This window comes from Nocardioides aromaticivorans, assembly GCF_013408525.1.
Taxonomy (GTDB): domain Bacteria; phylum Actinomycetota; class Actinomycetes; order Propionibacteriales; family Nocardioidaceae; genus Nocardioides; species Nocardioides aromaticivorans.
The window spans coordinates 4,112,641-4,124,923 of sequence record NZ_JACBZM010000001.1 but is presented as its reverse complement, the minus strand read 5'-3'; the positions used below and the strand labels follow the sequence as shown (position 1 = coordinate 4,124,923).

The window sequence follows — 12,283 nt, the reverse complement described above, 5'->3', positions numbered from 1 at the left end:
GTTCCAGTCTCGGGACACGGGTCCGGGCAGAAGTGAGGCGGAAGTGAGCTCAGCCGGACCAGGTCCGGGCGACCCGCGCCGCGAGCTCGGTCAGCGCCCCCTCGGGGTCACGGAAGGCCCGCTCCTCCCCCACCGCATCGACCAGCGAGTACGCCGCATCCATGCCCAGGGCTCGCATCTCCCGCGACCCGACGAGGACCTGTCCGGCGAGCGCGACACAGGGCCGCAGCGCCTCCGCGGCGACCGCGGCGACCCCGGCCGGCACCTTGCCGGCCCGGCTGCTGAAGTCGAACGCCCCCTCGCCGGTGATCACCAGGTCCGCCTCGCGGGCCCGCGCGGCGAGACCGACGGCGTCCGCAACGAGCCCGATCCCGGAGACCCGGTGCCCGCCGAGGAGCAGCAGCGCGAAGCCGACGCCACCGGCAGCCCCCGCGCCCGGCTCGAGGGCGAGGCGCCGGTCGGTCGCCGCGGCCCACTGCTCGAGGAAGCCGTCCATCAGGACCTGCATCTCCTCGTCGAGGCCCTTCTGCGCGCCGAAGGTCTTGCTGGCACCGAACAGGCCGGTGAGCGGGTTGTCGACGTCGGTCGCGGCGATGATCTCGATCCCGTCGACCATGCCGCGCGCGATGCTCAGGTCGGCCGTGGTGACGCCGTCGAGGAAGATGCCGCCGACGTCGAGGGACACGTCGGCGTCGGCGCCGAGCGCCGCGAGCAGGCCGGCTCCCCCGTCGTTGGTGCCGGAGCCGCCGAGGCCGACGACCACCCGGGTCGCGCCGGCGTTGACGGCCTCCAGCAGCAGCCGGCCCACGCCGACCGTCGTACCGAACTCGCCCAGCTTGCCGCCGGTCAGGTGGACGCCGCAGGCCTGGGCGCTCTCGACGTACGCCGTGTCGCCGACCATGAGGATGGTCGCGGGCACCTCGTGGCCCTGCGGCGCCTCGGCGACCACGGCCAGCAGCTCGCCGCCCAGGCTCGCGTGGAGGACGTCGACGAAGCCCGGTCCACCGTCGGACATCGGCGCGAGCACGACCTCGTCGTCCGGCGCCTGACGGCGCCAGCCCGCGGCGATCGCCTCCGCGGCCTCGACCGCGGTGAGGGTGCCCGCGAACTTGTCGGGGGCCACGAGCACGCGCATGGCGCCATCATGTCGGAGAACCCGGCCCGGGTGCCGGGACCGCCACGCGGGCGCCGGCTCCGGGCCGGCCGAGCCCCGGCTCAGCCGAGCCCCGGCTCAGCCGAGCTGCGGGTCGCTGGTGCTCGGACGTCCCGACTCGAGGTGGCCGGCGAGGGTGCGCACGAAGGACGTCCCGGGGATGGTGACCGTGACGTCGTACCAGCCGCCCGAGTCGCGGGTGTCGATCTCGGCGCGGCCGCCGCGGAGCCTGAGCTCGCCGGCGTAGGCGTCCGTGGCGACCACGTCGGCATCGCCCTCGACGACCAGGCGCACCTTGCCCGGACCGACGCCCGCCCCGCGCGCCAGCGGCTCGAGGGCGACCAGCACGCGCTCGGCGGCGGTGTCACCGGCGTAGCGGCGGAAGAAGCCGTTGGGGCCGTGCAGGTGGACGTCGTAGCCGCCCGTGACCGGCAGGTCGACGTCGAGCCGCTTGCCCGCCTCCACCGTGTAGCTGTGCGGCACACCGGTGGGCTGGAGCAGCCGGGCCTGCAGGTGGACGCCGAGCGCCCCGTCGTTGACGACCTGCAGCCGCAGCGGCGCGGACCCCTTCTCGACGACGTCGAGCGAGTAGCCGATCGGCCGGGCGGGCCGGGTCCCCGGCTCCTGCGTCGGCATCGTGCCGGTCGCCGGGGTGGCCGGGAAGTAGGTCGCGTGACGCCTGCGGTCCGTCGGTGCCATCGCGGCCGTCGACGGCAGCGACGGCACGGCCGTCTGCCGGCGGGAGAAGTCGAAGGCGGACGTCAGGTCGCCGGCCACGGTACGACGCCAGGGCGTGATCTGCGGCTCGCGGACGCCGAAGCGCTCCTCGAGGAAGCGCAGCACGGACGTGTGGTCGAAGGTCTCCGAGCACACCCAGCCCCCGGTGCTCCACGGGGAGACGACGAACATCGGGACGCGGGGACCCATGCCGTAGGGGCCGGGGTTCGCCCGCGGGTCGCCGCCGGCGTAGTGCTCGTTCTCCGTCGAGACCGTCGACGCGCCGGGGACGGACGGTCCGCTCGCCAGCGGCGGGACCAGGTGGTCGAAGAAGCCGTCGTTCTCGTCGTACGTGATGAACAGGGCGGTCCTCGCCCACACCTCGGGGTTGGAGGTGAGGGTGTCGAGGACCCTCGAGATGTACCAGGCGCCGAAGTTGGTCGGCCAGTTCGAGTGCTCCGAGAACGCCTCGGGCGCCGAGATCCACGACACCTGCGGCAGCCGGTCGGCGGCGACGTCGGCGGCGAGGCGGGCGAAGTAGTCCTCGCCGTCACGGTTGCGGGTGCCGACCCGGGCCTTCTCGTGGAGGGCGTCGCCGGGCCGGGCGTTGCGGAAGCTGTTGAAGTACAGCAGCGAGGTGTCGCCGTAGTTGCCGATGAACGGGTCCGAGGTCCAGCCCCAGGAGCCGGCGGCGTCGAGGCCGGTGCCCTCGTCCTGGTAGACCTTCCACGACACCCCCGCCTCCTCGAGGCGCTCGGGGTAGGTCGTCCAGTCGTAGCCGACCTCGTCGTTGTAGAGGACCGGGCCGCCACCCCTGCCGTCGTTGCCGGTCCAGCCGGTCCACAGGTAGTAGCGGTTCGGGTCGGTGTTGCCGATGAACGAGCAGTGGTAGGCGTCGCAGACCGTGAACGCGTCGGCCAGGGCGTAGTGGAAGAGCGCGTCCTGGCGCTCGAGGTAGGCCATCGTCGCCGCGCCCTTGGCCGGCACCCACTGGTCGTAGTGCCCGGAGTTGACCGCCCGCTGGCCGTCGGGCCACGAGTGCGGCAGACCCTGCAGGTAGGCGCCGCCGAGGTCGTCGACGTCCGGGTGGAAGGGCAGCAGGTCGCCCGCGCCGCCGCCCTTCGGCTGGTGCCACACGGACTTGCCGGACGGCAGCTGGACGGGGTGCGGGTCGCCGAACCCGCGCACCCCGCGCAGGGCACCGAGGTAGTGGTCGAACGAGCGGTTCTCCTGCATGAGCACGACGACGTGCTCGATGTCGCGGATCGTGCCGGTACGACGCGCGGGCGCCACGGCCGCGGCCCGCTCGACGCTGCCCAGCAGGCTCGCAGTGAGGCCGGCGAGCGAGGACGCTCCGGTGATCTGGAGGAAGCGACGGCGGTCGAACTCTGCCATGACGGCACCTTTCCGAGGAGGGTCCGCTCCCGGGACCGGGGCGTCGGCCCACGCTGGCAGCGCCGACGGAACCCCGGAGGAGGACGAGGCGTCCGGCGCATGAATCACTAGGGTCGGGAACGTGCTGGTCCGACCGATGACGCCCGCCGACGTGCCCGCTGCCGAGGAGATCAGCGCCGACGCCTTCCACGCACTCGACGTGCGGCTGCGCGCGGCCGCCGAGCCCGAGCCGGTTCGCCGCCCGCCGAGTCGCTCGGAGGCCTGGATCGCCCGCACCGAGCGCCTCGTGGCCACGGACGGTCGCGGCTGCTGGGTCGCCGAGGACGCCGGGACGGTGGTCGGCATCGTCACCAGCATCAGGCGCGAGCGGGTCTGGTGCCTGGTGACCTTCGCCGTGCGACCCGGCCTGCAGGGCGGAGGCATCGGGGCGCGCCTGCTCGATGCCGCCCAGCGGCACGCCGACGGCTGCCCGCGGGCGATGCTGTCCGCGTCGGCCGACCCGCTGGCTGCGCGTCGCTACCACGCGGCCGGCTTCGCGCTGCACCCCCAGCTGCGCCTCACCGGGACCGTCGACCGGCGCGCCCTGCCCGTCGTCACCGGGCTGCGCGAGGGCAGCGGGGACGACCTCGGCTGGATGGACGACCTGGACCGCACGCTGCGCGGCGGACCGCACGGCCCCGACCACACCGCACTCGCCGCGGACGGCACGCTGCTGGTCGCCGACGACCACAGCGGCTACGCGTACGCCAGCGAGAGCCGCCTGGCGGTGCTGGCCGCGCGTGACGAGCAGACCGCGCGCCGGCTCCTGTGGGAGTGCCTGGCCCGCTCCGGGGAGTCGTTCCAGGCCGCCCACGTCACGGCGGCCAACGCCTGGGCGGTCGACGTGGGCCTCGCCGCCCGGCTCGAGCTCGGCACCCGCGGCTACCTCGGTGTGCGCGGCATGGCGCCCCCGGCGCCGTACCTGCACGACGGGGCGCTGCTGTAGCCGCTCGCGCGGCCGACCGCGAACGGACGGCGATCACGGGGACTCCCCCGCCCCAAACTAGGATGGGGCCATGACCACCGTTGACCTCCCGCTGCTGCCGCTCGGCCGTGGCTCCGACCCGCTCTCGGAGCGGGGTGTCGAGTGCCCCGGCGACCTGCCGCCGGCCTCCGACCCGGACCTGGTCGCCCGAGCCTGGGCCGCCAGGGAGAAGCTCGGCGACCGGCTGTTCGTGCTCGGTCACCACTACCAGCGCGACGAGGTCATCCAGTTCGCCGACGTCACCGGCGACTCCTTCAAGCTGGCCCGCGACGCCGCGGCCCGCCCGGACGCGGAGTTCATCGTGTTCTGCGGCGTGCACTTCATGGCCGAGTCCGCGGACATCCTGACCGGGCCCGACCAGAAGGTCGTCCTGCCCGACCTGGCCGCCGGCTGCTCGATGGCCGACATGGCCCGCATCGCGCAGGTCGAGAAGGCGTGGGAGGCGCTCGCGGCCGCCGGGGTCCAGGACGTCGTCGTACCCGTGACGTACATGAACTCCAGCGCCGCGATCAAGGCGTTCTGTGGCCGCAACGGCGGCGTCGTGTGCACGTCGTCCAACGCCGAGGTGGCCCTCGACTGGGCGTTCCAGCAGAAGGGCGAGGACACCAAGGTCCTGTTCCTGCCCGACCAGCACCTCGGCCGCAACACCGCCGTGCTCAAGCTCGGCTACTCCCTCGACGAGTGCGTCGTGTGGAATCCCCACAAGCCCGACGGCGGGGTCAGCCCCGAGGAGCTCGCCAAGGCCCGGATCATCCTGTGGAAGGGCCACTGCTCGGTGCACGGCCGCTTCTCCGCGGACGTCATCGACGAGCTGCGCGCGAAGGTGTCGGACCTCAACGTCCTCGTCCACCCCGAGTGCCAGCACGAGGTCGTGCTGAAGGCAGACCTGGTCGGCTCGACCGAGTTCATCATCAAGACGGTCGAGGAGGCGCCGGCCGGCTCCAGCTGGGCCATCGGCACCGAGCTCAACCTCGTGCAGCGCCTCAAGAACGCCCACCCGGATAAGAACATCATGTTCCTGGACCGCAACGTCTGCTACTGCTCGACGATGAACCGGATCGACCTGCCGCACCTCGTGTGGGCCCTGGAGAACCTCGCCGAGGGCAACCTGGTCAACCAGATCGAGGTCGACCCGCAGACCGAGGCCGAGGCCCTCGTCGCCCTGCAGCGCATGCTCGACCTGCCCGGGAAGACCCACCGTGACTGACACCCTTCCCGCCTGCCCGGAGTGCTCCAGCGAGTACACCTACGAGATGGGCGACCTGATGGTCTGCCCCGAGTGCGCCCACGAGTGGTCGCCCGCCGAGGCCGCGGCTGCGGCTGACGCCGAGGCCGCCGCCGGCGTCGTCCGCGACGCCAACGGCAACCCCCTGGCCGACGGCGACGACGTCATCGTCGTCAAGGACCTGCCAGTGAAGGGCGCGCCGAAGCCGATCAAGTCCGGCACGAAGGTCCGCAGCATCCGCCTCGTCAGCGGCGTGGGCGACCACGACATCGACTGCAAGGTCGACGGCTTCGGGCCGATGCAACTCAAGTCCAGCGTGGTCAGGAAGGCCTGAGCGTGTTCAAGCGCACCAAGTCCCCCGCCGTCGAGGAGACGGCCACCCCCGCCAAGCCGGGCGGCAAGGGCCGGCCCACGCCGACCCGCAAGGAGGCCGAGGCCGCCGCGAAGGCGCGCGCCCGCGCCCCGCGCGACAAGCGGGAGGCCTCGCGCAAGCAGCGCGAGTTCCGCGCCGAGGAGAGCCGCAAGATCCGCCAGGGCATGAAGAGCGGCGACGAGAGGTACTTCCTCCCGCGCGACAAGGGCCGGGTCCGCCGGTTCATCCGCGACTACGTCGACCGCCGCTTCTCGATCGTCGAGATGGTCATCCCGCTGATGATCGTCGGCCTGCTGCTCGGCTACACCGGCAACTCCGCGCTGATGCAGGCCAGCAGCCTGGTCCTGCTCGCCACCGTGCTCTTCGTGGTGACCGACATGTTCGTGCTGCGCTTCCGGATCCGCCGTGAGCTCCGGACGCGGTTCCCCGACGAGTCGCTCAAGGGCACCACCTACTACGCCCTGACCCGGTCGATGCAGATGAAGTTCATGCGGCTGCCCAAGGCCCGGGTCAAGATCGGGCAGGCCCTGCCCGAGGACTACGACCGGAACTAGCCAGAACCAGCCAGAACTAGAACGCGTTCTGGGTAGGTTGGGCGGCGTGAAGCTGATCGCCGCCCTCCACGATCCCGCCGCCGCTCCCCGCCTGCTGGACGCCCCGTTCCGGGACGCGCTCGCTGCCGCGGGCGCGACGCGGCTCCAGGTCAACGTCGACGACGAGGCGGTCGCCCCGGCGATGCGGTTCGGGCCGGGGACGCCGATCACCGCGGTCGTCGCCGTGTGGACCTCCGCGTCCGTGGGGGACGCGCTGGGCGTCGTACACGACCTGGACGGGACGGCCGACGCCTGGCTGGTGGAGGAGCGCGAGCCGCTCGTGCCGCCCGCGGTCGCCGACGGCGAGCGCGCCGACGCCCTGGCCAACTACGCGTTCCTGCGCCGGCCCGAGGCGATGGACCACGCGGCGTGGCGCAGCGACTGGCTCGACCGGCACACCCGGGTGGCCATCGACACCCAGGGCACCTTCGGCTACGTCCAGAACCCGGTGCTCGAGGTCCTGACGCCGGGCGGGCACGACGTCGCGGGGATCGTCGAGGAGCTCTTCCCGATGGCCGCCCTGGGCGACCAGCACGCGTTCTACGGCAGCGGCGGCGACGATGCCGAGCTGCAGCGACGGTTCACCGAGCTGATGGACAGCTGCGCGCGCTTCGGTGCCGCCGACGGGCTCGACCTGGTCCCGACCAGCCGCTACTGCTTCCTGCTCGGGACCTGATCAGCCCAGCACCTCGGAGCGCCGCGGCGACCGGGTGAGGGACGGGTCCGTCGTCACCACGCCGTCGAGGACCCGGTCGATCGCGGTCAACGTCTGGATGTCGAGCGTCACCCCGGCGGCCTTGACGTTCTCGGTGACCTGCTCGGGCCGGCTCGCGCCGATGATGGCCGCCGACACGTTGTCGTTCTGCAGCACCCAGGCGACGGCGAGCTGGGCCAGCGTGAGCCCGGCGGCGTCCGCGATCGGGCGCAGCTGCTGGACCCGCTCGAGCACGTCGTCCCTGAGCCACCGGCCGACGTTGTCGGCGCCGCCGTTGAGGTCGGTCGCACGGGAGCCGGCCGGCGGCGGCTGCCCGGGGAGGTACTTGCCCGTCAGCACGCCCTGGGCGATCGGGGACCAGACGATCTGGCCGATGCCGAGCTCACGGGACGCCGGGACCACCTCGGCCTCGATCGTCCGCCAGAGCATGGAGTACTGCGGCTGGTTGGACACGAGCGGCACCCGCAGCTCGCGGGCGAGCTCGGCGGCGGCCCGGATCTCCTCGGCCCGCCACTCCGAGACCCCGATGTACAGGGCCTTGCCGGCGCGCACGACGTCGGCGAAGGCGAGCATCGTCTCCTCGAGCGGCGTCTCGTGGTCGTAGCGGTGCGCCTGGTAGAGGTCGACGTAGTCGGTGCCGAGCCGGCGCAGCGAGCCGTTGATGGACTCGAGGATGTGCTTGCGCGAGAGCCCGTGGTCGTTGTGCCCGCCCGGACCGGTGGGCCAGAAGACCTTGGTGAAGATCTCCAGCCCCTCCCGCCGCTCGCCCGCCAGTGCCTTGCCGAGGACCGTCTCCGCGGCGGTGTTGGCGTAGACGTCGGCTGTGTCGAAGGTGGTGATCCCCTCGTCGAGGGCCTGCCGGACGCACGCCAGGGCGGCGTCCTCCTCGACCTGCGACCCGTGGGTGAGCCAGTTGCCGTAGGCGATGGCCGAGATCCTCAGGCCGCTCGCGCCGAGGTTGCGAATCTCCATGCTCCCGACCCTAGGCGGTGGGTCCACACCTGCGCACTGACAGACTGGCCGCGTGGTTGCTGCTGATGTCTCCGTCCGGGTCGGGTGGCCGGCCGACGCCCCCGGGATCGCCGGCGTCCAGCTCCGCTCCTGGCAGCAGCGGTACGACGGCAGGCTGGCCGCGCGGCTCGCGGCGCAGGGCATCGGGGTGGACGACCTGGCCGAGGCCTGGCGCGGCACGCTCGCGCGACCGCCGCAGGCCCGGCAGCGGGCGCTGGTCGCGCTCGTCCACGACCGCGTCGTCGGCTTCGCCCTCACCGGCCCGAACGCCGACCCCGACGCGGACCCGTCCGCGGACGGCGAGATCGGCGAGTTCACCGTCGACCCGGACGGGACCCGAGCCGGTCACGGCTCCCGGCTGCTGCAGGCCTGCGTCGACACGCTGGTCGCCGACCGGTTCACGCGCGCGGTGTGCTGGGTCGACGCGGCCGACGACGTCGTACGCGCCTTCCTGACGAGCGCCGGGTGGGAGCCCGACGGGGCGAGCCGGGAGCTGGCCGACGAGGACGGGACCGCGGTCAAGCAGGTCCGCCTGCACACCGCGCTGGCCTGACGACCGGCGCCTCTGACCCGCGAAGTGTGAGACCTTCTCCGCCGAAGTGGGCCACTTTCTCCATCGAGGCGTGACAGCTTCTCCGTCCTGTGACGACAGTTCCGCCACCTCGCCGGAGTAGGTCACACACCTCGAGGGAGAAACATGCACACCTCGGCGGAGAAACCCTCACACTTCGGCGGAGAGACCGTCACACTTCGCGGGCGGGACGGGTCAGCCCAGGTCGAGGAAGTGCTCCAGGCCGACGGTGAGGCCGGGGAACGCGCCGATCTTGCGTACGCCGGTCAGCACCCCGGGGGTGAAGGACACCCGGTCGAGCGAGTCGTGGCGGATGGTGAGGGTCTCCCCCAGCCCACCCAGGATGACCTCCTGGTGGGCCACGAGGCCGCGGACCCGCACGCTGTGGACGCGGACGCCGTCGACGTCGGCACCACGGGCGCCCTCGAGGCCGGTGCTGGTGGCGTCCGGGATGGGCGCGCTGCCGGCCTCGCGGCGGGCCGCGGCGATCAGCTCGGCCGTGCGGCCGGCGGTGCCGCTGGGCGCGTCCGCCTTCGTCGGGTGGTGCAGCTCGACGACCTCGACCGACTCGAAGAAGGGGGCGGCGATCGCGGAGAAGCGCATCATCAGGATCGCGCCGATGGAGAAGTTCGGGGCGATCAGGACGCCCGTGCCCGGGCTGTCGGCGAGCCAGCTACGCAGGGTCTCGAGCCGGTCCTCGTCGAAGCCGGTCGTGCCGACGACGGCGTGGATGCCGTTCTCGATGCAGAAGCGGAGGTTGTCCATGACCACGTCGGGGTGGGTGAAGTCCACGACCACCTGCGTGCCGCTGTCGACCAGCGCAGCCACGGCGTCGCCCTGGTCGACGCCCGCGCTGAAGTCCATGTCGTCGGCATTCTCGACGGCCCGGACGACCTCGGCGCCGACCTTCCCGCGTGCTCCGAGCACTCCGACACGGAGCCTCCCGGTGCTTTCAGGTCCAGCGTTCTCCGCGACACGAGTGCTCACGGGACCAAGGTAGTGCGTCACCCGGCGCGCCGTTCTGGCAGGCTGGCCCCCATGGTGAACAAGATCCCGGCCCGGATCCGGTGGGCGGTGGACTTCATGGACGTCCAGCCCAACGACCACGTGCTGGAGATCGGCTGCGGAAGTGGCGCGGCCGCCGACCTCATCTGCCGGCGCCTCGAGGGCAAGGGCAAGATGTTCGCCATCGACCGGTCGGAGGCGGGCGTCGACCGCACGAAGCAGCGCTGTGCGGCGCACATCGAGGCCGGCCGGCTGACCGTGCGCCAGATCGACCTGGCCACCCTGCGGGTGCCGGTCAAGCGGCTCACCAAGGTGTTCGCGTTCGACGTCAACCTGTTCTGGGTCCGCGACGCAACCGAGGAGATCGCCCTCCTCCACGAGCGCCTGATGCCCGGCGGCTCGGTCAACCTGTTCTTCGACACCAGCCGGCCCGAGCAGGTGCCCGACATCCTTGCGAAGACCTCCGCGCAGTTGCGCGACGGCGGCTTCCGGGTCTACATCGTCGACTCCAAGATGCCTCCCGTCATCGGCATCATCGGCCGCCGCTGACCCTTCCGCGGCCGCTCACCCGCGGTCCACCGATTCGACACGACAGGGTGAGCTCTTGTTAACGTGCTGGGGCAGCATGCCCGTCTCGGGGCTGGCCTGACTTCACCTCTCGGTCCTCTCTCACCGCCTCGGCGCGCGTGCTCGTCCTGACCGGCGACACCCTGGAGAGACGTGACCCAGACCCCGAGCAAGATCCCGCAGACCACTGCCTCCGAGCTGGCCGGCGCGCTCAGCACCCCGGCCGCGGACGTCGTACCGCACCCGGCACTGGACCACGCCGTCGACACCGAGGAGCCCTCGCGACGCGGGCTCGACCCCGTCGTGTTCGGCTGCGCGGCAGCCGTGGGCATCGCGTTCGTCGTGTGGGGGCTCGTCAGCACCTCGTCGCTCGCGACGGCCTCCGGGCGCGCGCTGGACTGGGTGATGACCAACACCGGGTGGCTGTTCGTGCTGACGTCCAGCGGGTTCGTGGTGTTCGTGGTCTGGCTGGCGATGAGCAAGTACGGCGCCATCCCGCTCGGCCGCGACGACGAGGAGCCGGAGTTCCGCACCTCGTCGTGGATCGCGATGATGTTCAGCGCGGGCATGGGCATCGGCCTGATGTTCTACGGCGTCAGCGAGCCGCTGTCGCACTTCGTCACTCCCCCGCCCGGCACGGGCGGTGAGGACACCGCTGCGCAGACCGCCATGGCGACGACCATGTTCCACTGGACCCTGCACCCGTGGGCGATCTACGCCGTCGTCGGCCTCGCCATCGCGTACGGCGTCTACCGCAAGGGGCGCGTCCAGCTGATCTCGGCCGCCTTCGCCCCGCTGCTCGGCGAGCGCGCGTCCGGCGGCGCCGGCAAGGTCATCGACATGTTCGCGATCTTCGCGACGCTGTTCGGCTCCGCGACTTCGCTCGGCCTGGGCGCGCTGCAGATCAGCAGCGGGCTCGAGATCGTCGGCGACGTCGGCCCGCTGGGCAACGGCGCGCTCGTCGTCATCATCACCGTGCTCACCGTCGCCTTCGTCCTCTCCGCCGTCTCCGGCGTCGCGAAGGGCATCCAGTGGCTCTCGAACATCAACATGGTGCTCGCGGCCTTCCTGTTCGTGGTCGGCCCGACCGTGTTCATCCTCAACCTGGTGCCGACCTCGCTCGGCAGCTACGCGCAGGACCTCGCGATGATGGCCGCCCGCACCGGCGCCGAGGGGCCCGCGACCGAGGAGTGGCTCGGCAGCTGGACCGTCTTCTACTGGGCGTGGTGGCTGTCCTGGACGCCGTTCGTGGGCATGTTCATCGCCCGCATCTCGCGCGGGCGGACGATCCGCCAGTTCGTCACCGGCGTACTGCTCGTGCCCAGCGTCGTCAGCGTCCTCTGGTTCTGCATCCTCGGTGGCACCGCCATCGACCTCCAGCGCGACGGCACCGACATCGCGAACGCCGGCGGCCTCGAGGCGCAGCTCTTCGGCACGCTCGACGCCCTGCCCCTGGCCACGGTCGCCACCGTGGTGGTCATGCTGCTCGTCGCCATCTTCTTCGTGTCCGGCGCCGACGCCGCCTCGATCGTGATGGGCAGCCTGTCGGAGCGCGGCACCACCGAGCCGCGACGGTCCGTCGTGGTCTTCTGGGGCGTGGCGACCGGCGCCGTGGCGGCGGTCATGCTGCTGGCCGGCGGCGAGGACGCCCTGACCGGCCTGCAGACCATCACGATCGTGGCCGCCCTGCCGTTCGTCGTGATCATGATCGGACTCGCCGCCGCGCTCGTCCGCGACCTGCGCCAGGACCCGCTCGTGGTCCGGCGCAGGTACGGCGAGGAGGCGGTCGAGCAGGCCGTCATCGCCGGCGTCACCGAGCACGGCGACGACTTCGTGCTGTCGATCGAGCCAACCGAGCCCGAGTCCGAGAGCTGAGGTCGCGGTTCAACTACCGAATTTGTCGCCCGATCGGCCTGATCACGACAAATTCGGTA

12 protein-coding genes are annotated in these 12,283 nt (G+C 72.1%); 8 read left to right on the top strand and 4 right to left on the bottom strand.

The window, feature by feature from the left end; translation table 11 throughout:
• Window positions 1-49 precede the first annotated feature (49 nt).
• Window positions 50-1,135: a glycerate kinase family protein gene (locus tag BJ993_RS19780; protein WP_179650761.1), complete on the bottom strand. Its 1,086-nt coding sequence runs from the start codon at window positions 1,133-1,135 to the stop codon at window positions 50-52.
• A 96-nt stretch (window positions 1,136-1,231) separates the two neighbouring features.
• Window positions 1,232-3,265 carry a phosphocholine-specific phospholipase C gene (locus BJ993_RS19775; RefSeq protein WP_179650759.1) on the bottom strand — a complete coding sequence of 678 codons (2,034 nt, stop codon included), beginning with the start codon at window positions 3,263-3,265 and terminating at the stop codon, window positions 1,232-1,234.
• A 121-nt stretch (window positions 3,266-3,386) separates the two neighbouring features.
• Here BJ993_RS19775 and BJ993_RS19770 point away from each other — a divergent pair, with 121 nt between their 5' ends.
• The 5 genes from BJ993_RS19770 (at window position 3,387) to BJ993_RS19750 (ending at window position 7,156) form a co-directional block, all read left to right on the top strand.
• A complete protein-coding gene (locus BJ993_RS19770; RefSeq protein ID WP_308645643.1) occupies window positions 3,387-4,250 on the top strand; it encodes a GNAT family N-acetyltransferase in 864 nt (287 codons plus the stop codon).
• Window positions 4,251-4,320: 70 nt separating this feature from the next.
• Window positions 4,321-5,496: a quinolinate synthase NadA gene (nadA, locus tag BJ993_RS19765; protein ID WP_179650757.1), complete on the top strand. Its 1,176-nt coding sequence runs from the start codon at window positions 4,321-4,323 to the stop codon at window positions 5,494-5,496.
• On the top strand, window positions 5,489-5,848 hold the full coding sequence (locus BJ993_RS19760; RefSeq protein ID WP_179650755.1) for a zinc ribbon domain-containing protein YjdM: 360 nt from the start codon (window positions 5,489-5,491) through the stop codon (window positions 5,846-5,848). Before nadA ends, BJ993_RS19760 begins: the two co-directional genes overlap by 8 nt.
• A gap of 2 nt (window positions 5,849-5,850) precedes the next feature.
• Window positions 5,851-6,441: a DUF3043 domain-containing protein gene (locus tag BJ993_RS19755; RefSeq protein ID WP_036542208.1), complete on the top strand. Its 591-nt coding sequence runs from the start codon at window positions 5,851-5,853 to the stop codon at window positions 6,439-6,441.
• A gap of 46 nt (window positions 6,442-6,487) precedes the next feature.
• On the top strand, window positions 6,488-7,156 hold the full coding sequence (locus tag BJ993_RS19750) for a hypothetical protein (RefSeq protein WP_308645642.1): 669 nt from the start codon (window positions 6,488-6,490) through the stop codon (window positions 7,154-7,156).
• Here BJ993_RS19750 and BJ993_RS19745 read toward each other — a convergent pair whose 3' ends face one another.
• Window positions 7,157-8,167, bottom strand: coding sequence for an aldo/keto reductase family protein (locus BJ993_RS19745; protein WP_036542206.1), 1,011 nt, complete (start codon window positions 8,165-8,167; stop codon window positions 7,157-7,159).
• 52 nt (window positions 8,168-8,219) lie between these two features.
• Between BJ993_RS19745 and BJ993_RS19740 the strand changes: the two genes are divergently transcribed.
• Window positions 8,220-8,759: a GNAT family N-acetyltransferase gene (locus tag BJ993_RS19740; RefSeq protein WP_179650753.1), complete on the top strand. Its 540-nt coding sequence runs from the start codon at window positions 8,220-8,222 to the stop codon at window positions 8,757-8,759.
• 213 nt (window positions 8,760-8,972) lie between these two features.
• Here the strand turns inward: BJ993_RS19740 and dapB are convergent, their stop codons facing one another.
• Window positions 8,973-9,704 carry a 4-hydroxy-tetrahydrodipicolinate reductase gene (gene dapB, locus BJ993_RS19735; protein WP_308645641.1) on the bottom strand — a complete coding sequence of 244 codons (732 nt, stop codon included), beginning with the start codon at window positions 9,702-9,704 and terminating at the stop codon, window positions 8,973-8,975.
• A gap of 111 nt (window positions 9,705-9,815) precedes the next feature.
• Here dapB and BJ993_RS19730 point away from each other — a divergent pair, with 111 nt between their 5' ends.
• Together BJ993_RS19730 and BJ993_RS19725 are read left to right on the top strand one after the other, a co-directional pair.
• A complete protein-coding gene (locus tag BJ993_RS19730) occupies window positions 9,816-10,331 on the top strand; it encodes a class I SAM-dependent methyltransferase (RefSeq protein WP_036542201.1) in 516 nt (171 codons plus the stop codon).
• Between the two features lie 171 nt (window positions 10,332-10,502).
• The gene (locus BJ993_RS19725) at window positions 10,503-12,224 is read left to right on the top strand and encodes a BCCT family transporter (protein WP_308645640.1); all 1,722 of its coding nucleotides are present in this window, start codon (window positions 10,503-10,505) and stop codon (window positions 12,222-12,224) included.
• Window positions 12,225-12,283 lie beyond the last annotated feature (59 nt).